The sequence below is a fragment of the Delftia sp. genome (assembly GCF_059499305.1).
This window is the reverse complement of record NZ_JCABYI010000009.1, coordinates 93185-113994: the sequence shown is the minus strand read 5'-3', so window position 1 is coordinate 113994 and position 20810 is coordinate 93185. Positions and strand designations below refer to the sequence as shown.

At 62.2% G+C, this 20810-nt stretch carries 34 protein-coding genes and 6 tRNA genes; 32 read left to right on the top strand and 8 right to left on the bottom strand.

Features of this window, described 5'->3' with window-relative positions:
- The first annotated feature begins 15 nt into the window (after positions 1-15).
- The 32 genes from AC5I49_RS06740 to AC5I49_RS06585 all read left to right on the top strand — a co-directional run bounded on the left by AC5I49_RS06740 (position 16) and on the right by AC5I49_RS06585 (position 17640).
- The gene (locus tag AC5I49_RS06740) at positions 16-690 is read left to right on the top strand and encodes a LexA family transcriptional regulator (protein ID WP_495789052.1); all 675 of its coding nucleotides are present in this window, start codon (positions 16-18) and stop codon (positions 688-690) included.
- 11 nt (positions 691-701) lie between these two features.
- Positions 702-1130 carry a hypothetical protein gene (locus tag AC5I49_RS06735; protein WP_495789051.1) on the top strand — a complete coding sequence of 143 codons (429 nt, stop codon included), beginning with the start codon at positions 702-704 and terminating at the stop codon, positions 1128-1130.
- Positions 1131-1531: 401 nt separating this feature from the next.
- The gene (locus AC5I49_RS06730; RefSeq protein ID WP_016449465.1) at positions 1532-1720 is read left to right on the top strand and encodes a hypothetical protein; all 189 of its coding nucleotides are present in this window, start codon (positions 1532-1534) and stop codon (positions 1718-1720) included.
- An 82-nt stretch (positions 1721-1802) separates the two neighbouring features.
- A complete protein-coding gene (locus tag AC5I49_RS06725; RefSeq protein ID WP_227468510.1) occupies positions 1803-2129 on the top strand; it encodes a DUF2335 domain-containing protein in 327 nt (108 codons plus the stop codon).
- A gap of 43 nt (positions 2130-2172) precedes the next feature.
- The gene (locus AC5I49_RS06720; RefSeq protein ID WP_495789050.1) at positions 2173-2373 is read left to right on the top strand and encodes a hypothetical protein; all 201 of its coding nucleotides are present in this window, start codon (positions 2173-2175) and stop codon (positions 2371-2373) included.
- 276 nt (positions 2374-2649) lie between these two features.
- A complete protein-coding gene (locus AC5I49_RS06715) occupies positions 2650-2838 on the top strand; it encodes a hypothetical protein (protein WP_495789049.1) in 189 nt (62 codons plus the stop codon).
- A gap of 2 nt (positions 2839-2840) precedes the next feature.
- Positions 2841-3530 carry a hypothetical protein gene (locus tag AC5I49_RS06710; protein WP_495789048.1) on the top strand — a complete coding sequence of 230 codons (690 nt, stop codon included), beginning with the start codon at positions 2841-2843 and terminating at the stop codon, positions 3528-3530.
- Positions 3531-4427: 897 nt separating this feature from the next.
- Positions 4428-4808, top strand: a complete 381-nt coding sequence (locus AC5I49_RS06705; RefSeq protein ID WP_495789047.1) for a hypothetical protein — start codon at positions 4428-4430, stop codon at positions 4806-4808.
- Between the two features lie 40 nt (positions 4809-4848).
- Positions 4849-5286, top strand: coding sequence for a hypothetical protein (locus AC5I49_RS06700; RefSeq protein WP_495789046.1), 438 nt, complete (start codon positions 4849-4851; stop codon positions 5284-5286).
- A gap of 45 nt (positions 5287-5331) precedes the next feature.
- The gene (locus tag AC5I49_RS06695) at positions 5332-5625 is read left to right on the top strand and encodes a hypothetical protein (protein ID WP_495789045.1); all 294 of its coding nucleotides are present in this window, start codon (positions 5332-5334) and stop codon (positions 5623-5625) included.
- 291 nt (positions 5626-5916) lie between these two features.
- Positions 5917-6222, top strand: coding sequence for an XkdD/Y8K6 family phage-associated protein (locus AC5I49_RS06690; RefSeq protein ID WP_495789044.1), 306 nt, complete (start codon positions 5917-5919; stop codon positions 6220-6222).
- Positions 6219-6593 carry a hypothetical protein gene (locus AC5I49_RS06685; protein WP_495789043.1) on the top strand — a complete coding sequence of 125 codons (375 nt, stop codon included), beginning with the start codon at positions 6219-6221 and terminating at the stop codon, positions 6591-6593. The genes AC5I49_RS06690 and AC5I49_RS06685 overlap by 4 nt, the downstream gene beginning before the upstream one ends.
- Positions 6583-6777, top strand: a complete 195-nt coding sequence (locus AC5I49_RS06680) for a hypothetical protein (protein WP_016454446.1) — start codon at positions 6583-6585, stop codon at positions 6775-6777. The genes AC5I49_RS06685 and AC5I49_RS06680 overlap by 11 nt, the downstream gene beginning before the upstream one ends.
- A gap of 7 nt (positions 6778-6784) precedes the next feature.
- Entirely contained in the window at positions 6785-7435 is a 651-nt protein-coding gene (locus AC5I49_RS06675) for an ASCH domain-containing protein (RefSeq protein ID WP_495789042.1), read from the top strand.
- Positions 7423-7725, top strand: coding sequence for a hypothetical protein (locus tag AC5I49_RS06670; protein ID WP_495789041.1), 303 nt, complete (start codon positions 7423-7425; stop codon positions 7723-7725). The genes AC5I49_RS06675 and AC5I49_RS06670 overlap by 13 nt, the downstream gene beginning before the upstream one ends.
- Complete coding sequence (locus AC5I49_RS06665) at positions 7722-7976, top strand: hypothetical protein (RefSeq protein ID WP_495789040.1); 255 nt, start codon at positions 7722-7724, stop codon at positions 7974-7976. The genes AC5I49_RS06670 and AC5I49_RS06665 overlap by 4 nt, the downstream gene beginning before the upstream one ends.
- Complete coding sequence (locus AC5I49_RS06660; protein ID WP_495789039.1) at positions 7973-8365, top strand: hypothetical protein; 393 nt, start codon at positions 7973-7975, stop codon at positions 8363-8365. The genes AC5I49_RS06665 and AC5I49_RS06660 overlap by 4 nt, the downstream gene beginning before the upstream one ends.
- A complete protein-coding gene (locus AC5I49_RS06655; protein ID WP_495789038.1) occupies positions 8362-8715 on the top strand; it encodes a hypothetical protein in 354 nt (117 codons plus the stop codon). Before AC5I49_RS06660 ends, AC5I49_RS06655 begins: the two co-directional genes overlap by 4 nt.
- A complete protein-coding gene (locus AC5I49_RS06650; protein WP_495789037.1) occupies positions 8712-9050 on the top strand; it encodes a hypothetical protein in 339 nt (112 codons plus the stop codon). Before AC5I49_RS06655 ends, AC5I49_RS06650 begins: the two co-directional genes overlap by 4 nt.
- 111 nt (positions 9051-9161) lie before the next feature.
- Positions 9162-10229 carry a hypothetical protein gene (locus AC5I49_RS06645; RefSeq protein WP_016449479.1) on the top strand — a complete coding sequence of 356 codons (1068 nt, stop codon included), beginning with the start codon at positions 9162-9164 and terminating at the stop codon, positions 10227-10229.
- A gap of 16 nt (positions 10230-10245) precedes the next feature.
- Positions 10246-11052: a hypothetical protein gene (locus AC5I49_RS06640; RefSeq protein ID WP_016449480.1), complete on the top strand. Its 807-nt coding sequence runs from the start codon at positions 10246-10248 to the stop codon at positions 11050-11052.
- A complete protein-coding gene (locus AC5I49_RS06635; protein WP_252652683.1) occupies positions 11052-11741 on the top strand; it encodes a hypothetical protein in 690 nt (229 codons plus the stop codon). The genes AC5I49_RS06640 and AC5I49_RS06635 overlap by 1 nt, the downstream gene beginning before the upstream one ends.
- Positions 11742-12096: 355 nt before the next feature.
- Entirely contained in the window at positions 12097-12594 is a 498-nt protein-coding gene (locus AC5I49_RS06630; protein WP_252652682.1) for a hypothetical protein, read from the top strand.
- 62 nt (positions 12595-12656) lie between these two features.
- On the top strand, positions 12657-13295 hold the full coding sequence (locus tag AC5I49_RS06625) for a hypothetical protein (protein WP_252652681.1): 639 nt from the start codon (positions 12657-12659) through the stop codon (positions 13293-13295).
- Between the two features lie 100 nt (positions 13296-13395).
- Positions 13396-14493: a hypothetical protein gene (locus AC5I49_RS06620; protein WP_495789036.1), complete on the top strand. Its 1098-nt coding sequence runs from the start codon at positions 13396-13398 to the stop codon at positions 14491-14493.
- Positions 14486-14692: a hypothetical protein gene (locus AC5I49_RS06615; protein WP_495789035.1), complete on the top strand. Its 207-nt coding sequence runs from the start codon at positions 14486-14488 to the stop codon at positions 14690-14692. The genes AC5I49_RS06620 and AC5I49_RS06615 overlap by 8 nt, the downstream gene beginning before the upstream one ends.
- Positions 14693-14695: 3 nt before the next feature.
- The gene (locus AC5I49_RS06610) at positions 14696-15328 is read left to right on the top strand and encodes a hypothetical protein (protein ID WP_495789034.1); all 633 of its coding nucleotides are present in this window, start codon (positions 14696-14698) and stop codon (positions 15326-15328) included.
- Positions 15325-15549 (top strand): hypothetical protein, encoded by a 225-nt coding sequence (locus AC5I49_RS06605; RefSeq protein ID WP_495789033.1) that lies wholly within the window; start codon positions 15325-15327, stop codon positions 15547-15549. Before AC5I49_RS06610 ends, AC5I49_RS06605 begins: the two co-directional genes overlap by 4 nt.
- Positions 15546-15770: a hypothetical protein gene (locus AC5I49_RS06600; RefSeq protein ID WP_392458746.1), complete on the top strand. Its 225-nt coding sequence runs from the start codon at positions 15546-15548 to the stop codon at positions 15768-15770. Before AC5I49_RS06605 ends, AC5I49_RS06600 begins: the two co-directional genes overlap by 4 nt.
- The gene (locus AC5I49_RS06595) at positions 15767-16657 is read left to right on the top strand and encodes a hypothetical protein (protein WP_495789032.1); all 891 of its coding nucleotides are present in this window, start codon (positions 15767-15769) and stop codon (positions 16655-16657) included. Before AC5I49_RS06600 ends, AC5I49_RS06595 begins: the two co-directional genes overlap by 4 nt.
- A gap of 105 nt (positions 16658-16762) precedes the next feature.
- Entirely contained in the window at positions 16763-17200 is a 438-nt protein-coding gene (locus AC5I49_RS06590; protein WP_495789031.1) for a hypothetical protein, read from the top strand.
- Positions 17201-17388: 188 nt separating this feature from the next.
- On the top strand, positions 17389-17640 hold the full coding sequence (locus AC5I49_RS06585) for a helix-turn-helix transcriptional regulator (RefSeq protein ID WP_495789030.1): 252 nt from the start codon (positions 17389-17391) through the stop codon (positions 17638-17640).
- On the opposite strand, the gene AC5I49_RS06580 is transcribed toward AC5I49_RS06585, so the two are convergent.
- From AC5I49_RS06580 to AC5I49_RS06545, 8 genes are all read right to left on the bottom strand, one after another.
- A complete protein-coding gene (locus AC5I49_RS06580) occupies positions 17612-18646 on the bottom strand; it encodes a tyrosine-type recombinase/integrase (protein WP_495789029.1) in 1035 nt (344 codons plus the stop codon). The genes AC5I49_RS06585 and AC5I49_RS06580 overlap by 29 nt on opposite strands.
- A 145-nt stretch (positions 18647-18791) precedes the next feature.
- A tRNA-Leu gene (locus AC5I49_RS06575) sits at positions 18792-18882 on the bottom strand.
- Between the two features lie 99 nt (positions 18883-18981).
- Positions 18982-19057: transfer RNA gene (locus AC5I49_RS06570), tRNA-Gly, on the bottom strand.
- 139 nt (positions 19058-19196) lie between these two features.
- A complete protein-coding gene (gene loiP / locus AC5I49_RS06565; RefSeq protein ID WP_016445158.1) occupies positions 19197-19961 on the bottom strand; it encodes a metalloprotease LoiP in 765 nt (254 codons plus the stop codon).
- A gap of 383 nt (positions 19962-20344) precedes the next feature.
- A tRNA-Cys gene (locus AC5I49_RS06560) sits at positions 20345-20418 on the bottom strand.
- 46 nt (positions 20419-20464) lie between these two features.
- Positions 20465-20540, bottom strand: a tRNA-Gly gene (locus AC5I49_RS06555).
- A gap of 57 nt (positions 20541-20597) precedes the next feature.
- A tRNA-Gly gene (locus AC5I49_RS06550) sits at positions 20598-20673 on the bottom strand.
- Positions 20674-20730: 57 nt separating this feature from the next.
- Positions 20731-20806, bottom strand: a tRNA-Gly gene (locus AC5I49_RS06545).
- Positions 20807-20810 lie beyond the last annotated feature (4 nt).

Below are 20810 nucleotides of genomic sequence, written 5' to 3'. Positions count from 1 at the left end.
AGGCACATTTGAACCATGGTTGAATTTTCAGGACGCCTTAAGCAGGCTATAGACACGCGCGGAGTGACCGTCGCCGAGCTCGCGCGCGGCATGGGCGTCACTTACCAAGCAGTCAAGCGCGTGCTTGACGGCCTCTCAAAGTCCTTCAGCGCGGAGAACAACGCAAAGGCGGCTGGCTTCCTGCAGGTCAGCCCAGACTGGCTTGCCACTGGCCAAGGCTCCATGGAACTGTCGCGACCAGATCCCGTCGAGATTGAGCTGGAGAACAATCCAGACTATCCAGCCATACGGCGTGTCAGGTTCAAGCTGTCAGCGGGCGTGACGGGCTTCGGCGTTGACCCGATCGATGAAGTGGGAAATCCACTTGCCTTCCGCAAGGACTGGTACGAGAGGCGCGGGTTCAGGCCAAAAGACCTCCTCGCCACAACAGTCAGCAATGGGAGCATGGAGCCCGGACTCTATGACGGCGACACAGTGATAGTGAACACCGCTCAGACACAGCCTAGGGATGGAGTTGTCTTCGCTGTCAATTACGAGGGGGAGATGGTCGTAAAGCGGCTCATCCGGGATGATGGCCAGTGGTGGCTTTCCTCAGACAACCCCGATCAGCGCCGCTACCCACGTAAGGTCTGCCATGAAGGCGTGAAGCTGATCGGCGAGGTTGTGCACAAACAGAGCGAGCGGATCTAAAGGAGAGAGGGATGAAGAAGGCCTTGATTGCGACTGGTGCTATTGCTGTGGCTGCCCTGGTACTGGTGGCCGCGAACTATCACATCGTGACTGGCTCGACTGTGAGCGGTGTGACCTTCCAGAAGAAGATGTCCATGAGCCTGTCCGAGACCTTTGTGAACCTCGACTCCGTGGGCAACATGCCCATGATCGTTGCCCGCGCTCAGTACCCGATGTTCGTGGCCTCGATGGAGCGCGCAATAACCGCCACAGAGGACGCCTTGGTTAAGGCCTGCGGCAAGGACATCCAGGTGGGCATGAGCAAGGGCGTCGTACTTCACCGATGCGGCCAGCCGGCGAACGTCGAGACGGAAGACTTTGACGTGGAAAAGATGCGCTGGCGCACTGGACTCTTGGTCCATGTGCAGCACGGCCTGGTCACCTACGTCTCAGGCCGCTGAGCGCAAGGCCGACGCCGCGCGGTTGTAGGGTGATCCAACCAGGGCCATGACCATCGCACCCTGACAGGTTCACGACATTCGCTATCGAACTTCCAAGCGCAAACAGGGTCGTACAAGCATCGAAGGACGATGCGAACACCCAACAACTTGCGCCGTGTGAGCGTCGAACCTACATAGGAACACCATGAAAACTGCTGCGGGATGCTAGATCCGTACAAGTAAGGCTGTTAAGCTACCTTACCAACGAAATTTCGCCGCTCTGCCAGAGCGAGAGATTCTTAGATATATTCGCAGGTTTTTTTTAAATTTACGCAGTACTTCGTGTCCAAGGCGTCGAAACAGCTCAAGGCGGTTGGCGATGGCCTTGCAGGCGCCAAGCGCTGCAGTCCAGGAGGTCTATGATGAAGAAGCACGTCAGATTCCTGGCCGCTCTGATCAGCGGCCTTGGCGCAACCGCTAGTGTTTTCGCAGCCCCAACGTTCCAGCGTCCGGAAGGCTCAGATCTTTCACGCATGCGAGGTGATGTGAAGCGTGTTGGCGACACCATGCGTTTCGTACTCAAGCGAGAGAATGAACGCAAAACAAACTAGGACAGCGAAAAGAACTGCGCCAGTTCAGTCGCCTGCACCCCAGCCGCCAGCGGAGCAGCAACGCCAAGGCGGAACGCAAATCATGTCAGCCCAATGGCAAGGGCCACTACCGCCGCCAGGCGCGCTGGAGCAGTTCGACAGAATTATTCCAAACGGCGCTGAACGTATCATGGTCATGTGCGAGAAGGAGCAAGCTGCTCGCATATCATCTGAGCGCCGAATATCAATTGCAGAGATTTCTATCGAAAGCTGCAGTCGATTTGTGGGGGCGCTTCTTGTCATTGGTTGCGTACTTGCAGCCATATGGAGCATCCATGTTGGCGCCGACTGGAAAGTATCCATAGCGTTCCTCAGTGTCCCTGTTATGGGTGCTGCGGCGAAGTTGCTAGACAAAGGTATACGCCATTAAATAAGCCCGCCCCGAGCGGGCTTTTTCATGCCACGATGGCGCCATGACTCCCGCTCCCCTACTCCAGTTCACCAGCGTTCGCACACGCACCGAGGGCGGCAAGACGCTCATCGGGATCAGGCACACGGCCAAGACCTCAGCCGGCCTGCCAGTCACGACGACCTGGGTGGAGATGCCACCAGAGGACGTTGAGCGGCTGATCAAGACGCTGCAGGACACGCTGGCCGAGCTGGGCCGCGGGTAGGCATTCCGGTTGCGCCGGCTTGCAATTACGGCCTACACTCCCTGTACTTTTTGATACACCACCAGACACGGGGAAACTATGCGCGTGAGGATTCTTTGCTCCATTCTGTTGTGCATGTCTATGACGGGTTGCGCAACTTGGTCTACCAGCTCGGTTGACAACAGCGCTGCAGACGTCACTGCCGGCCAAGGGCCGAAGAAGCAACCAGCGCAGATCCAGGTCACAGAAAGCGATATCACAGACCGCAAGTACAAGATGCTTGGAGACATCTCTGTCATGGTCAACAAAACCACCCTTTTCCATCCGGACCCAACCCGCGAAATGGTGACCGAAAAACTCAGAGAGAAGGCCTCTGAGATGGGTGCGGATGCCGTCGTTTTGGCGCGCTACGGAAAGGGTGGGATCTCCCTGATGAGCTGGGGCAGCCTTGAGGGCAAGGGCCGGGCAATCAAGTTCGATGAGTGACTATGCGTTCGCCACTCTTCCTCGCATTGTTGTCTGCCATGTTGGCTGGCTGCGCCACGTCAGCGCCGGACATACCCCGATACACCGCAAGGACCACCGACCCCGGATACACGCCGGTCGCACAGGTAGAAGTCCCTGAGCCTGGCTCTTGGAAGCTGACAACGCCAACCACAACGGAAGCCGCGCCGACACCAACCAAAACGATCGCTCACCTGTCAAAAGACAGCTGGGATGCACTGTCTCCTGATGAGCAAGCGAAGCTGCAAGACACGCATGCTGTCCGGACTCACCAGCCCGACCGGTACGGCGTGATCACTGATGTCCAGACCGTTGATCAATCCACGCCAGGAACTTCGGGCGGCGCAGCTCTCGGCGGCGCTGTAGCCAGCGCTGCCTATATCGACCGGTCTTTGCGCGGCAACAGCTACTCGGTCGGGGCAAACTTGGCGGTAGGTCTCCTGGGGGCGATGCTTGGTTCAGCAGCCGACTCCGCCCCTGTGCAGCAGTACAAGACGCGCTACACGGTCAAACTCGCCGATGGCGAGGTCCAGTACTTCGATGAAGTGAAGGCCGATTCCTTCCGGCACTCACCAGGCGTGTGCATCCACGTCCCAGAGATCACGCTGGCGACGCAAAACCTGTGCAACCAAACCACAGAGAGCGTGCGGAAGCGATACCTGTCGCAAAAGTAGCGCTCTCGACGTTCGCCCCACATCCCGCCACTTCGGCGGGATTTTTTTTGCACCAACTGAACAAGTATTCACCCCAGGACTGAATCATGATTGACATCGGTTTTGAATCATGATTCAATACATCCCAGACGCAGCAACAAACGCGAAACGACCTCGGCAAGCGATACGGAGCCGGGAAGCCCGACAGGAAGCAGAGGGCAGGTCGAGCCTCAAGGGGCGCAGCAGTTGCGGCGGCGGGTGTCACGGGATCGGCCGGGCGCTGACTGGTCTTTAAAAAGAGAGGGCTACAGAGAGATGCGGAATGCGCAGGCTGATGCGCAGGAACACAAGTTGGGCCATGCAGGTGGTGCACCCTCGTTCTGCATGATGCCGACCGACTGGTAAGCGGCCCTAAACGGCTAGTTGGTCATGCTGGAGTTCAGTACCAGCCCGCATCTCTCTGTAGCTCTCAAGGAAGGATGAACAGGCCGCAAGGCCCTGCCCCTGTGACCCACCGGCAGAGAAAAGGTGGCGCGCGAAATCTAAACGGGTCACGCCGTTGGAGAAAGTTGGGTTGGACTCCCCGCGCAGGCCAAGCCATGGCCAGGTCGGAAAGGCACTCGCGAGCCGGCGCGGACATCCGGCGAAACACAAGCAGCCACGCGCTGCGAGGAGCAAGCATGCGACACGAATAGGCCGGCAGACCCGGCCACCACCTGGCCGCGCAGTCTCGCGGACATGCGAAAGGCGAGTTACCGGGCATGGAGCCATCAGGCACCGGGTACTTGGGAGTGGCGACCCCTCAACGCAATCAGTGAAGCCACAGCATGACCGGGAAACCGGCGCGGCCCAGAGCGACATCTGGGCAAAACAAAGCGCATTCGCCGAGTGCGCTTCGTTTTTTCAGAAAGGGAAATCATGAAAGAAACACTGGCTGCCCAGATCGCGCAGCTGACCATGAAGCGAGAGCAGAACAAGCTGGAGCTCTTTGAGAAAGAGGCGCTTCGGCTGCGCAACAAGGAGCTGTTCTTTGTGCATGGGGAATCGATCCCTGTGGAGCAGCGAATAGCGCTGGACAGCGAGATTGCGCATCTCGAAGCCGACCGGCAGCGCACGAAGGTGGAGCTGCTCAAGCTGAAGAGGCAGGCCATGGAAGTGCGCGAGACGAAGCTGATCACCTGCTTGATGGAGTCGCTGACAGCCCACGGTCTGCAGAGCGAGATCGACAAGGCGCGCGCTGCAGCTGATGACGCACTGGCCCACGCCGGGCTGTTCGAGGCCTACAGAGCAAATCTATGACCGCCCGCCCCTGGCGCACAGGGGCAGAACCAAAGGCGCCATGACCCTTCGCGGCGCCTTCGGTTTTTCAACAGGAGCAGATATGACGCCAGAACAGAAGTTGAAGCACGCAATCCTGCTGCTTGCCGCCAAGTGGAAAGACATCACCCTGGCCGCTGATGCAGAGATCACCGCCGAGAACGTGGATTCCCTCTACGAAGAGCACGACGAGAGCGGAATGCTGCAAGACGCGCGCAGCGAGCTCCGCAGCACAGGCGAGGAAACCGGACTCAGCGCACCTGGATCGCGCTACTACGAGACTGAGGCGGTCGCCAAGCAGATGCCAGACGGCTCCTGGGTCGGCTGGACGCACTACTACGGCGGCGGCAAGCACAGCGAACCAGACGCAGTCCCGTGGATGGAGGACGCCTACGACCTGATCTGCACAGAAGAGCAAGTTACGGTGACGAAGCGGACGTTCGCCAAAGTACCCGCCTAACCCACTCCCCCGGCTCGTAGCCGGGGCACACCAAGGAGATGAGAGATGACTGAGAAGCAAGCAGAAGGGAAGCCTGAGACAGATTGGCAGGAGGTGGCTTTGCAGTTAGCCAAACGTGTCAATTTCGCCATGCACAACTGCACATGCAAGGGCGGGATGATGGACCTGAAGACTGGCAAGGTCACGGGCTGGCTGGACTACATGGCAGAGGCAATGGACTTGATCCCAGGCGTCACAGTTGACCGCGAGATCCTGGCGACGATGTACTTGCCAAAGGCAAAAGGCCGCAAGGCACGGGAAGAGATCGTGAAGCGCCGCAAGGAAGAAGCCGTCGCCTGATCCCCCGCCCTGGCAAGCCCAGGGCCCATCACATCTGCAACTGGGTCCCTCGGGATAGTGCTGCAGCTCTGCCGGTTGCAGATGTGATGGTTTCCAGCCGCGCGCGCACAGGAGATGGATGCAAGCGATTTGCGCGCAACACGCGGCTCTCTCTTTCCAGCCGGGACCTGGGGGACTATCTCCAACCCTCCCTGACTCCCCAGGCGTGCCGAAAGGCGCCGGCTCTTTACACCCAGGCTCTGCAATGCAGGGCCTTTTTCGTTTCTGGCCTGCGGGCCGCATGGAGGCTTTATGCAAGACAAGCACACGCCGGGGCCATGGGAGGCGATGGGAACCTGGGTTCGTTCCCCTATGCACCAGCCAGAAGGTTTGCCGCGTGGCGTGCAAATTGCCGAGTGTCGGGATGGCTATTTTCTGCCGCACACGCTGGAGGCAAAGGCCAACGCCCGTCTGATCGCGGCCGCGCCGGAGCTGCTGGAGGCCCTGGCCGAAACGCTGGCCTTCTGCGAGGCAAACACGTTTGGCGGGGACAACACCGCAGCGCTGATCGCCAAGGCCCGCGCCGCTATCGCCAAGGCCACCGGGAGCACGCAATGAACGCCCGCCCCCAATGCCTCGACTCCTTCGTTGCAGACGCTCACGTGCAGCGGCTGAGCGACGACGACGCCGCCAGCGCCTACTGGGCTGTCCAGGCTGATCGCGAAATCCGCACCGGCCTGCGTCTCAAGAAGCCCGCTGACTGGTTCGACTGCCGCATATCCGGCCCGCGCGGCGGCTGGTCGCCCGACGAACTGCTGCTGCACGCCCTGGACTGCGACAACGAGCCTGTGCGCAGTGTGTTCGCGCGGCTGATGGTCGGCCAGGCCAGCGCCGCCGAGCTTCACACCGCGCTGGTGGACTTCGCGCTCGAGCACTGCAGCGAGGGCGTGGCCGCAGCGCTGGAACAGGAGGCCCGCAATGCTGCCTGACGCCGCCACAGTGGCCCGCCACCCCGCGCTGGCCGAGTTCCGGCTGATGGAGCTTGAGGCCCGCTGCGCAACTCTCGAAGCCGCGCTGCAGCGCCAGTTCGCAGAGCCGATGCCGCCCGAGCTGGTCCGCGCCGCGCTCGCAACCCAACCCCAGGCGCTGGAGTTCAGCGCCGACGCCATTTGAGGACGCCATGAAAGAACGACCGATCCTGTTTTCTGCGCCGATGGTTCTCGCCCTCCTAGCCGGCACGAAGACCCAGACGCGCAGGGCCTTCAGTCCTCGCATGGAAAAGCTGATGCGTGCTGCGGCGGCCATGGGCGAGGTGTCGCACTTTCTGGACGAGGGCAGCATGCAGCCCAACGATCTGGACTATGTGCGCTCGTTCTGCCCCTACGGCCAGCCAGGCGACAGGCTCTGGGTGCGCGAGTCGCATTGGTGGTTCAAGGACGAATGCGACCACGAGACGGGCTACTACCCGCCAGCCCTGACCGCCGATGACGTGGAATACAGGGCCGACGGCGAAAGCAAACGGCACGGCTGGCGCCCCAGCATCCACATGCCCCGCTGGGCCAGCCGCATCCTGCTGGAGATCACCAGTGTGCGCGTGGAGCGCCTGCAGGACATCAGCGAGGCCGACGCACTGGCAGAGGGCGTCCCGCATAGCCTGAATCTCCCCGGCGGCAGGTTCGCGCGGGAGAACTTCGAACACCTTTGGTGGACCATCAACGGCGACGGATCGTGGGAGTCAAACCCCTGGGTCTGGGTAGTCGAGTTCAAGCGTGTTCAGCAGGCCTCCTCCGGGAGGCCTCTTCATTTGGAGGACGCCCCATGCAGCGCGTGACCCCGGCCGAGCCCTTCAACCCCGATCCCGATGCCCGCTACCTGCGCGAGTGCTCGCGGCCCGGTCCTGTGCATGAGCCCGAAGCCGATGGCGTACCAGGAGGCTGGCTGCTCGCTGTGCTGGCCGCCCTGCTCCTGCTGGCTCTCACAGGCTGCAGCCAGGCCGGCGCACAGGAGCCCCAGCCCACGGCGCAGGAGCAGCGCATCGCGCGCGGCGCGGCCCGTGCCTGCGAGGGACTCACCCCTGTTTTTGATAACGGCAGTCACACCTGCCACAAGGAACTTCGATGAGCAAAGCAATCAACACGGGCGGCCCGGCATTCCCGCAGGCCGACGATTACACCGGATGCGAGGGCATGAGCCTGCGCGACCACTACGCAGGTCAAGCGATGGCCGGCATGCTCGCCAACCCCGGCGGCCCGATCCAGGCGAACAGCAGCTCTGGATGGAGCTTTGTGAATTGCCGGGCCCACGAGGTCGCCGAGATGGCCTACCAGATGGCGGACGACATGATCCGCGCCCGATCGAAGGAGCAGTCATGAAGAAAGAACACCCGCACGCACAGGTCCTGCGCTGGATCGCAGATGGGGAAACTGTGCAGGCCCAATTCAACGGAGACGGGGTTTGGCAAAGCATGAACAGCCTCAATGACCACGTCCTGGCGGATCTGCTCACGGGCGAGACGACGCGCCGGGAATTCCGCATCAAGCCCAAGACCATCACTGTCGGCGACCGCGAGATCGAGGCGCCCGTGATGAGCGGCCCGGGGTACTACATCACGCAGGATGGCCACGCCTATCGATGGTTCGAAGATCCAGCCTGCAATCCTCGATTTGACCTGCAGAAACGTGGACTCGTCTACGCAAGCGAGGAAGCCGCGCGCGCAGCACAGGAAGCAATCACAGCACTGCTGACCAGGGAGCCGTCATGAGTGAAGCAATCAAGCCCTCGCGCTGGACATACGCGGTCTACGGCCCGAAGACATTCGGCCTCGGCGAAGTGAACGAGGGCGCTTTCTTCCACGTCCGCTGCGTCTACGGCGACACAAAGCTGGAGTCCAACATCCAGGCGATGAAGTTCATCCGCGAGGCCAGCCGCGTGCACCATGAAACCGGCCTGACGCCGCGCCAACTGGTGGAGCAGCGGGATGCGCTTGCGGAGGCTCTGGAAGCAATGCACAAAGCCTTTCATCCAATCACTTTGGGAAATTCAGAAAGCCAGAGTGATGCGATCGATTCTGCCCGCGCGGCCCTGGCCCTGGTGAAAGGAGCGAAGCCATGAGCGAGCAGGAGCTTCTGACGCTGGCCGCAAAAGCGGTCGGCATTGAAATCTACTTCTCGGACGATGGCAGCTGCTACCACAAGGAAATGCAGGGCAACCCCTCGTTCCGGTATCGCGTGCCATGGAATCCGCTGGCCGACGATGGTCAAGCCTTTGGCCTCGCCGCTGACCTCCGGCTCAAGGTGTTGCCTGGGAGGCTTCCTGGCGACGGCTGCACGGTTGAGTCGCAGCGCCAGGGCATCGCTGGTTGCACCACGTTCCGCGACGACAAGCGCGAGCAGATGCGCCACGCCATCGTGCATGTCGCAGCCGAGATCGGAAAGGCCACGCCATGAACTACCTGCTCTACGCATTCCTGTGGTCGCTCTTCGCAGCAGTAGCCCTACTGCTCGCTGCAGCACCACACCTCATCAACTCCGGCGCCTTGTAGCGCAACCGAGATCACCATGAACACAAACACCGATTTGGCGCTACTGCCGCCCCAAGAAACCGCGCTGCAGGTCTACAGCGCACCGTCAGGGCTTGATCCGTACATCGAGCTGATCCGCAAGGAGGCTTTGAGCCACGCTCCTGACACGTCAACGAAGAAAGGCCGCGATCACATCGCAAGCATTGCCTTCAAGGTGCGCAAGTCCAAAACGGCGCTGGACGGGCTGGGCAAACAGCTGGTCGATGACATGAAGGAAGTCCCGAAGAAGATCGACGCCGAGCGCAAGCGTATGCGGGACGCGCTGGACAGCTTGGCGGATGAGGTCCGCCGGCCGCTGACCGAGTGGGAGGAAGCGGAAGAGGCTCGGCAGCAAAAGCACCGTCTCGCTATCGAGCTTATGCAGCAGTCGGTCCAGGGTGCCGAGAACCTGACCTCCGGGACTCTGCGGGAGCAAATCGCGGCGTTGAACGCGAATGTCATTGATGCGGCTTTCGAGGAATACGAGGCCGAGGCCCATCGCGCGAAGGCCAAGGCACTGGAGGGGCTGTCTGCGGCGCTGGAGACGCGCGAGAAGCATGAGGCGGAACAGGCTGAATTGGCCCGCCTGCGCGCCGAGGCCGCCGCCCGCGAGCAGAAGGAGCGCGAGGAGCGCATCGCCCGCGAGGCCGCAGAGCGCGCCCAGCGTGAGGCCGAGGCCCGCGCCCAGGCCGAACGTGAAGCGGTGATCCGGCGCGAAGCTGAAGCAAAGGCCGCAGCGGACAAGCGCGAACTGGAACTGAAGCTGTCGGCAGAGCGCGCCGAGCGCGAGAAGGCAGAGGCCGTGCAACGCGAGCAGCAGGCCAAGGCGGACGCCGAACGCCGCGCCGCCGAAGCCGTAGCAGCCGAACAGCGCCGCGTCGCCCAGCAGCAGGCCGCAGAAGCCGCCGAGGCAAAGCGCCGCGAAGCCGACAAGGCCCACAAGGCTGCCGTCAACCGCGCCGCGCTGGCCGCTTTCGTTGCCGGGGGCATGACCGAGGAATGCGCGAAACAGGCCATCACGCTGATCGCAAAGAAGGCCATTCCGGCCGTCTCCATCACCTACTGAGAACCGAGAGACCACCATGAATGCTGTCGTTGAAGTTGAAACAGTCACCATGGTTCCCGCACGCAGCGCGAACCCTACTGCTGAGGTCGTTGCGCATGCGAAGACCGTCCAGCAGGTGATGCAGGCGGTCATGAAGCCGAACGTGCACTACGGCGCCATCCCCGGGGCCGGCGATAAGCCGACGCTGCTGAAGTCTGGTGCGGAGGTGCTGTGCATGACCTTCCGCATCGCCGACCGCTACGAGGTGACGGACCTGTCGCGTGACGGCTCTATCCGCTACCGAGTCAACTGCATCGGGGAGCACCAGACATCTGGCGCCACGCTTGGCTCTGGTCTTGGCGAGTGCTCATCGGATGAAGAGAAGTACCGATGGCGCAAGGCTGTGTGCGCCGAGGAATTCGAAGCCACCCCAGAGACGCATCGCCGCATGAAGTTTGGCCGCAAGCAAGGGGGGTACTACACCGTGCAGCAGGTCCGAACAGAGTCCGCTGATCTTGCCAACACGGTGCTGAAGATGGCCTGCAAGCGGGCCAAGATCGCCATGGTGCTGAACGTCACGGCGGCTTCTGACATGTTCAGCCAGGACCTGGAAGACCTGGACGCCGAACTGGTGCGCCACTTGGTTGACGACGAGCGCCAGGCCCAGGTGCAGCTGCTGCGCGACGAGTGGTGCGCGAAGGCAAAGGCCGCCGCGAGCCGAGACGCACTTTCCAAAGTGATGAAGGAAGGCGTGAAGGTTTTCCAGAACGCGAAGGACCGCGATGGTTACGCCACATTCGCCGCAGCTGTTCAGGCGCGCGGCGCAGAACTGAAGGAGTCGTGATGCGTGAAATCCTCTTCCGGTGCTCCAGCATTGGCAAGCTGATGGCCGAGCCCAAGACGAAGGCCGAAGGCCCGCTTTCCGTGGGTGCAAAGACCTATATCCGCGAACTGGCTCAGCAGGAAATATTCGGCGTTGAGTTCGAGTTCTCCAGCAAGGAAACCCAAAAGGGCCTCGAAGTCGAGGATGACAGCATCGCCCTTCTGAACCGTGTGCGCGGCCTGGCCCTGGTGAAGAACACCGAGCGCAAGACCAATGGCCTCATCACCGGCGAGTGCGACCTGTTCGACGTGCAGCGCCGACGCGGCCACGACTTGAAGTCTTCGTGGTCGGCCAAGACCTTCCCAGGGTGGACGAAGGACTGCGAGGACAAGCTCTACGAGTGGCAGATGCGCGGCTACATGTGGCTGTGGGACGCAGACGAGTGGGAGGTGAACTACGCCCTTGTGGACACGCCTGAGCGCCTGATCGGTTACGAGCCGCTGCAGCTGCACGTCGTCAGCCACATCCCAGAGCACCTGCGGCTGACCACCTGGCTGGTTGAACGGGACTTCGCGAAGGAGCGTGCGATTGCCGAGAAGGTCGAGGCCGCACGCGACTACTACAGCCAGTGCATCCATGAATTCAGCGAGTTGCACCCCGAGCCAAAGGAGGAAGCATGCCAGTCCCACCTGTCGTGCGCGACGCAATAACCCAGGCCCTGCGCGAGCTCGGCCCCATGAGCGCTGAGGAAATCGCCGAAGCCACCGGACTGCCACGCGGGAAAGTGGATGGAGCCATGGCGCGCGCCAGAAAAAACCACCCTGGGAAATTCTTCCGGGTTAGCCGATGGCGGGATCAATCAGGGCGGCAGGGTCGTGAAATACCGATCTATGCAGCAGCTCCCGGAAAAGACGCAGATCGGCCTGTGTTTGACGATGCCCGCAGGAAGGCGTTGAACCGAAGGAACTACCGCGTGAACCGAGCCATCAGGGCTGCTCAGCGAAGGCGGCGCGTTGGCTCGTCCGCATCGCCGTGGGCCGGGCTCATCACCATGGTGACCAGAGCATGACGCAGCAACTCAACAGAGCCCAGCGCCGCGCAGCCAAGAAGCAGCGGCGCCCTGTACTTGGTGCTGGGCACATCCAGTTGCCCATCAACATCCGTTTCGGCAAAGCAGACGAGACTCAGTTACAGCTTGTCCCGCTCGGACTGGCCACCACTCTGATCGAAGGCACTGCCGACGAATCGACGTGGCACACGCTGACGCTGCGGATCAACTGGGGCAGGTTCCTGGCGGCGGACCATTTCCCGGATGCCGAGCCGGCGATGGTGGCCGCTCAGGACGCAATGCGATCCATCAGCGCACGCCACGACCGCGCACAGACCTGGGGCGCGTCAAAGCCAGAGTACGACGCAATCTACGAGGCCCTGCGCATCTGCAATGAGATGCAGCAGCAGTGCACGCGTAGAGAGCTTCGTGACGCACTGGAGCGGGTCTACGCAGCAAACGAGTACCACCGTAAGGTGACAGCGATCAAGAACCGGCTCGACGCCAGAGCCTGACACACCCATCCCCCGAAGCCCTCCCGGTATGCCGCGAGGGCTTTCCTGTTTCTGGAGCCCTCATGGACCATCAACCAGTTGCCGCCCTGTACGTCGAGACGGGCGGCGCATATTTCGACCTGCCTGGCGTGGACCCGTGGGATGAGCCCCGGGATGCGCGACGCTATGACGGCCCGCACCCTGTGGTGGCTCACCCACCGTGCCAGCGATGGGGCCGCTTCTGGCACGGGAGCACCCGCAAGCCGCACCAGTTCCGCATGGGTGACGATGGCGGCTGCTTCGCTTCAGCCCTGGGCGCTCTGCGGCGGCATGGCGGTGTGCTGGAGCATCCGGCGGACTCCCACGCTTGGACCCACTTCGGGCTGAGAAAACCGCCTCGCGCTGGCGGCTGGGTGGAGGCCGCGCCCGGCATCTGGACCTGCTGCGTGTACCAGGGCCACTACGGGCACATCGCCGGAAAGGGCACATGGCTGCTGGCCGCCGGCATGCCGCGGGAAGCGCTTCCGGATCTGCGGTGGGGCAAGACCGAGCAGCGGCTGCACCCCAGGGCTGTAGAGCTGCACGGCTACGAAAAGGCCCGACGCATCGGGATGCTGGCCATGGTCGGCGGCAAAAACAAGACCCGCATCCGCAACGCTACCCCCCACCAGTTCCGAGACCTGCTGCTGTCGATTGCTCGATCAGCACAACGCACCCCATGACCCCGACCCCACCCCAGGCCGCGTGCCCGCTGCAGCAGCGCGCAGGCCACGTCATCAACACCACCGCAGCGCATTGGCAGCTGCTCAACAAGGAAGCCTCATGACAGCAATCACGACAGCCGCACGCCTGCTGCGCGTAGCGGCGGACGAACTCAAGAACGCCCACACCCTCGGCGGCGACTGGGGCAATGAGCACGAAGCCCTGGACGCCTACAACGAGCACATGGCCACGGCCACAACGCTGGAGCACATGTCACGCCAGTGCCTGGCCCAGATCGAGGAGCCGGCAGCTCCTGCCGCTGTGGCGTCGGCCCTGGATGTGACGCTGGACGAGGACCAGGCCGGCCTGCTGCGCGACATGCTGGGCGATCCTGCCGAATACGAGGAGGCCCTCACCGTGCGGCTGATTGTGTGCGACGGCCATAGCGGACACGGCCTGTATGTGGCCCAGGCAGAGTACCAGGACGAGGGTGCTGTGCTGCTGACCGCCCTGCCGGCCCCAGCAGCGCCCGCCCTGGAAGCGCCTGCAGTCCCCTCGCGCACGTATGTGGCAGTGCTGCTGTGCGACTGCTGCGGTCACATCGGCATCAACGACGCATCTGACGGAAAGGCTGCGTGCAACACCTGCCGCTGGACCGGCGATAGCCCTGCCGAAGATAAGTGCCCAGGCTGCAACCGCGTCGGCACGATGACAACGGCATGCCCTGAGTGCGGCGCCCGCACGTCGCTCATCGCGGAAACGCACCTGCCGGCCGCAGCGCCCCAGGCACCTGCAGCTCATGTGGACGACTTGGCCGCCCTGGTGAAGAAACTAGTCCAGGCCCTTCGCAAAGCCGCGCCGAATCACGTTCTGCCGGCGCAAGCGCTGGACTACCTGAAGCGCCAGGGGCTGCAGGGATCGCCGCTGCGGGCAGCCGAGGCAGCGCCCCAGGCACCTGCTGCGCCTGCAGTGGATGCGCCGGCACCAGCGAGCGAGTGGCGCGACATCTTCACGGCAGAAAAGTCGGATGACCTGATCTGGCTGTACGACGCCAACAGCAAGACCATCGACGGGCCGCGCACGTTTGGCACCTACGACGTGGAGGAATACACGCACTGGGCGCCCGCCGAAGCGCCTGACCTGGACGGCGTGGACGAAGCGTTCGCTGCAGCCATCGCAGCCCAGGCAGCAACCAAGGGGGAGCACGGCCATGGCTGACGCGATCCCCACCCACCCCATGGCCCTGCGCCGCGAGTACCTGGCCACCGCCCAGGAGATCGTGCGCCGCCCCACCGAGCAGGCCCTGCCCCGCCTCGTCCTGCTGACCGAAGCCCTGCTGCGCGACCTGACGGACGAGCCTGGCCTCACCGTCAGCGTGCACATGCCACCGCGCCCCACTGGGCACAAGGAGAGCTGACACATGACCAACGCATTGAATGGCGCGGGCACATCCCTGCGCGACACGATGATCCTGATCCCCGAAATCCCAGGAGAGTGGACGCAGCGCACGCGCAGCGGCAGCACTCAGGTCTGGAACGATCCATGGCACAAGACTGGCTTGCCGGAAGTGCGAATGGAGCCACCTACCAAGGGACTGTTCGCAGACCGCATCGATGGTGCCTGGTACTGGGTGTGCGCCTGCGAAAAATGCCTGGGGACCGGCAAGTCCTACAACTACTCCCCGTGCGAGGCGCATGACCGCTGCGTGACCTGCAACTGCTCCCGCGCCGAGCTGGCTGAAGCACCGTGGGGCGCACGCGATGGCGGCTGGCGGTGCAAGCCGTGCCAGGAGAAGCTGGACGCCGCGCGGAAAGCGGAGGCGCTGGCCGCCGCCGAGGCGAACGGGCACAGCGAGGACGACTGCGTCTATACGAGCGACATCATCTGTCCGTACTGCGCCACCAAGCAGAACAGCGATGCCCGCCACGAATCGGCCCAGGGCCTGGAATGCGGCACCTGCGGCGGAAAGTTCGACCTGGAGGTGGAGTGGTCTCCGAGCTACACGACGACCAAGGCGCGCGCCCAGGCGCAGCAGAAAGGACCGCAGCAATGAGCATGGCCTGGATACGCAAGACCTACGGCGTGCCCGCCAAGCGCGGCGGCCGGGTCGAATACACGGGCGACGGCAAGTCTGAGCTGGGCACCATCACCAGTGCGCGCCACGGATACATCAACATCCGGCTGGACGGCCACATCAACCCCTACCCATTCCACCCCACATGGAAGCTGAGCTACCTGCCGGCTGCAGAGGCGCAGCAGAAAGGACCTGCATGACCACGAACCCCGCTCAGCCCCGCCACTGGCGCCTGGTCGAATTCCATGCGCGCCGTGCTATGCGTGATGCGCCAGCCGCACGCGTGGAAGTGGACACGGACGGCGAATGGCTGTGGATGACGCCCCGCGACATCCGCCTGAACATCCGCGACCACGGCGACCACCCAGAACTGCGCAAGGCCCTTGCAGCCTACGGCTGCGCGAAAGGACAGACCCCGTGACCACAGCACCAACACCCGAAGAAGTCCATGCACTCGCCGCGCGGCTGGAGCACTGCGTAGCCAAATGGGGAAAGCAGAACGCCTTGTCCCTGGAGGCCTACAGCGCGGTCAAGATGATGCGCCGCCTGCAGGCCGAGAACCAGCGCCTGCAGCAGCTCCTGCAGTGCGACACGCCGAGGTACTGCAGCAGCGTCCAGCGATGCACAGCGGGCGATGAGCACCGGGCTGAGCTGGAGGCGCGCAAGCCGCTGCCGCCCACCGACATGACGCCCGTCCAGCACGTCAATGCCCTAGTTGGCGATGGCCTGACCGCCCAGAAGGTGGAAGCCATCTGCGAGCGCGAGCCCTATGACGTGACCGGCGTTGTCCTGTCTCTGCCCGATGGCCGCGCCTGCATCGTCAACCAGTCGGCCGTGCGCTGGTTCCACGGGCCGCGTGACTTCTGGAACGTCTTGCATCCAGAGTCCAAACCGCTGCCCTGGAAACCCGGGTTCGATTGCATGGTCCCGGGGCAGGAGGAGCTGGCCATCCAGTTCTGCGCCGAGATCGCGGGGCCGCGCGGACAGCCGGGCCGGAACCCAGACCCCGTGCGCCTTCTGGAGATGGCTGAGGCGCTCTACAAGGCCGAGGCGGATGCACGGCCGGTTGACAAATCGCCGAATCTGCAAGAACCGCTGGTTGACAAAACCGCGAATTTGCAAGGTCGGCCCGATCCACTGAGCGATGACGACCGGCTGAGGCTGCGCTCCGATGTCGCCCGCGCGATCTGGGATGTCATGCGCGAGCATGAGGACCGCTGCGATCACGCGCTCGAAGACGTTGACCACAAGCACCAGGTCTGGGATTGCGCCGATGCTGCCATCCGAGCCATGAGGGACAAGCCATGAGCAAGCGAGCCCGCGAGCGCGGCGACAAGCGCGACAGGCGGCAAGAGCCACAGGACCAGCAACCAGAGCCCGCACCAGCGGGTTCTTTCATTTGAGGGGATGAGGATGACAGCAGTACTTGAGCGCCTGCGCCTCGCATCAGCAGTGATCGCCGGCAGCGCCGAGGCGGCCAGCATCGTGCCCGTGCGCACCTTCCAGATCTCGCGCGGCCCGCTGGATCTGTTCATCTGGCCCGATGAGGACAGCCTGGACGACTGGGGCAAGCTGGAAGTGCGGAAGCTGAGGCGGGAGGTAGAAGAGCGTTACACGCGCTACCGCAGCTTCGACATCTGCTCGCTGAGAGATTTCCTGAAGAACATGCGGATTCCCTTGACCCATCAGACCCAGGATTCTTTCGAGCGCCTGCATCGGCTTCACTGCGTGGAATTCAGCGGTGTACCGGCGTCCATCTACGAGCGCATCCCGCACTGGTTCAACCACGTCATCTCCTGCGGCCAGATCACGCACCCACTCATTGAGCCCGGGTCAGTGATCGATGTCTGATCCACCAAATGCCTGGGAAACCGCCGACCGCGCGTATCAGGCCCACCACTTCAGCTGCCCGCAGTGCATCTCCGCCGGCATCACCCGCTCCCAGGAGCGGCGCCAGGCCGGCGCGGCGCTGTGGGGCGCATATCAGCAAGAGCGCGACCCGCGCGTGCAGCAGCAGAAAAAACTAGGAGTGAAACAACATGAGCACAATCACGCCGCCAGACAAGCTCGATCAGGTGATGCGCAGCCTCCAGGTGATGGCCAGCGCTTTGCAGGCCATATGCGCACAGACTGGTGCGCGCCTGACCCGTCAGCAGCTCGCTGAACGCCTTGGCGTTCACCGCAATACGCTCGCAGCCAGGCTGGCAAATGACCGAACCATGCCTCGCCCTGGCAAGGACGGGAAATGGCTGCTGTCGGAGGTCATCGACTGGGAGATGCGCCAGCATTGAGGCGCGCCGCGATGTCCGAGCCCTTCGGGTTGTAGTACGTGAGGGCCCGCGTTGTGTTCTCCCAGCCGAAAACCTTGCACAGATCAAGCACATGCAGCACCTGCGCCATACGGGTTGCTGCAGTGTGTCGGCTGTCGTGGAAGGTGAACCCATCAAGCCCTGCCCTGCCCCTGTACTTGCGGAACATCGCATCCAGGGACTGTGATTTCATCCCGAACACCAAGCCCTCATCCCAGCCTCGGCATGCCTCCAGGTTGCGACGCGCCGCCCGTGTCAGCGGGACCTGGCGCGCCTTCCCCGTCTTCGTGCGCCCTGCATGCAACGTGCAGTAGTCCTCGCGCACATCCCCCCATTCCAACCCCGTCAATTCACCAGCCCGCATGCCGGTCTGCAGCGCCGCGATGAAGCAATGCGCCACAGCCTGCGACACCGACCGGATCGGCTTGCTGCGCGACCAGCCAAGGGCCCGCAGCATCTTGCGGATTTCCGGCCCCGTGATGATCCGCTCACGGTGGTCCGGCTCGGCCGGCTTCGTCACGTCCCGCATTGGGTTCGAATCCAGCCAATTCCACTCGCGCCGTGCCGTCTCCAACATGTGGCCAATCAGCACCATGTCGCGCAAAACACTGGAGCGAGACACGGCCTTGAGCCGAGCATCCCGCCATGCGATCAGGTCCTGGGCGTCCAACTGCGCCAGCAGCCGGCGGCCTGGCCATGCCTCATGCTTCTGGATCGCGTCCAATCGCACCCATTCCTTTGCCCAACCGCGCTTCGTGGGCGAGACCTCATCGCGATATCGCTTAACAGCATCGTTCACGGTACGGGTTTCGCCAAGCATCCTCGCGCCGGCCTTGCCGCCGACGGCCAGGGCCTTGAGTTCGGCGGTGCGCTGCGCAGCCCACTCGCTGGCCTCGCGCTTGGTCGGGAAGGTGCCTGCGTCACGCTGGCCACGGACTTCAATTTGGATCCGCCAAGAGCCGGCGGCTGTCTTCTGGGGGGTTGCCATGAATTGGGGGGATCAGCTGGGGGAAATTGCTGGGCCGCCCTGTGCAAAACAGTGCGGCAGGCGCACTGTAGCATGGTGTTCATGGATCGCAAGCCGTTGATTTAGGCCGATTTGTGCAGTTGCTGCACAGGCTTGCATAGTTTAATGGTGCCCCGAGCCGGGATCGAACCGGCACGCCCCTGTTCGGAAGCGGCGGATTTTAAGTCCGCAGTGTCTACCAATTTCACCATCGGGGCCCTGCACCGCAGCGTCACAGGCCAACGCAAGCTGCTCATGCCTGCGAACTGCAGCACCAACGAAAAAGGGAAGCGTTACCGCTTCCCTTTTTTCTGAATTGGAGCGGGAAAACGGGTTCGAACCGTCGACCTCAACCTTGGCAAGGTTGCGCTCTACCAACTGAGCTATTCCCGCATATCTGTCAAGCTGTGCGCCTCACAGAGCAGACTTGAATTCTAGCGCAGATTTCCGGCACTCCGGACCAAGTCCGGAAAAAATCCACGTCGAAGCGGATCAATGCCCACCCGCACAGCAGCCCGCTCCATGCCGTCGCTTACTTGCCGTCGATGCGGTCCTGCATGCGCTTGGCGCGCTGTTCAGACGGGGGGTGAGAGCTCAGGATGGAGCTGCCGCCACTGCCACCGCTGAGCTTAGCCAGCTTCTGGAACGATGTGACCAGTCCCTGGCGACTCATCTTCTTTTCCGTGAGCAGGTCGAAGGAATAGTCATCAGCCGCCGACTCCTGGGACTGGGAGAACTGGGCGTTGATGAACTTCTCACCCAGATCTCCGGCCTGCGAGCGCGACAGCGAGGCCAGCGCCGAATTGCCGCTATTGGCTGCAATCGAGCGCGCAGCCGATGCCGCATAGGCCGTTTGCATGCGCTTCTTGCTATGGCCCAGCGCCACATGCCCGATCTCATGGCCAATCACGCCACGCAATTCATCGTCGTTCATCAGATCCATCAGGCCGCTGTAGACGCGAATGCAGCCATTGGCCATGGCCCAGGCATTCACGTCCTGCGTCATATAGACCTTGTAGACGGCTTTTTTCCCATTGACGGCCTGCGGCATGCTGGCAATGACCTTGTTCAGCCGCACCGTGTACTTGCTCTTGGCATCGGCCACCTTGTTCTGCGCATCCATGGCCGCGCAGGAGTCGTTGGACAGCGTGACCACATCGTCATCCGTGAGCGTCATGGCCTTCATGGCCGTGGAGCCCGAATCCAGCAGCCCGCCCACATCAGCGGACTCCATGGTTTTACAACCCGCCAGCACCACGCCGCTGGCAACAATCGCCGTCAATAGCTTGATCTTCATAATCCCTCCCGATGAATGAAGCGCGCATCATATCCACGACCGGCCAATTGAATCCACTGCCAATGGCAAGCCATTTGCACTTTTTTGCAATTTTCCAATCAACTTCCAATAAGCACGCTCGTGTCGATGATCCAGGCAGAACAATTGGAAACAAAATAATTCACCGAACTGGCAATGAATTACAGAATGGAATTCTCTTCATGTCACAGAAGAACAAGCCCTGAACCACTCGCAGAGTGCCGAAACTTTAGAGAGAGGGAGAGATGGAGCTTGACCGGGCACGGGGCTGGCTCGAACCAGACAGCAAGGACAAGCAATGATCCTGACGCAGAAAAAGAAAAAGGCCCCGAAGGGCCTTTTGAACTGTTTTCGCAATGAATTTTTGGAGGCGCGAACCAGAGTCGAACTGGTCTAACCGGATTTGCAATCCGGGGCATAACCGCTTTGCTATCGCGCCAAGATCACTATCAAACAACTACAGCATTGCTGCAGTTTTTAAAAACTGGAGCGGGAAAACGGGTTCGAACCGTCGACCTCAACCTTGGCAAGGTTGCGCTCTACCAACTGAGCTATTCCCGCAAACATTCAAGCAACTACCCGTCACCTGAATCGAACGTACCAAGACACATCCAAAACTGGAGCGGGAAAACGGGTTCGAACCGTCGACCTCAACCTTGGCAAGGTTGCGCTCTACCAACTGAGCTATTCCCGCAAACATTCAAGCAACTACCCGTCACCTGAATCGAACGTACCAAGACACATCCAAAACTGGAGCGGGAAAACGGGTTCGAACCGTCGACCTCAACCTTGGCAAGGTTGCGCTCTACCAACTGAGCTATTCCCGCATTT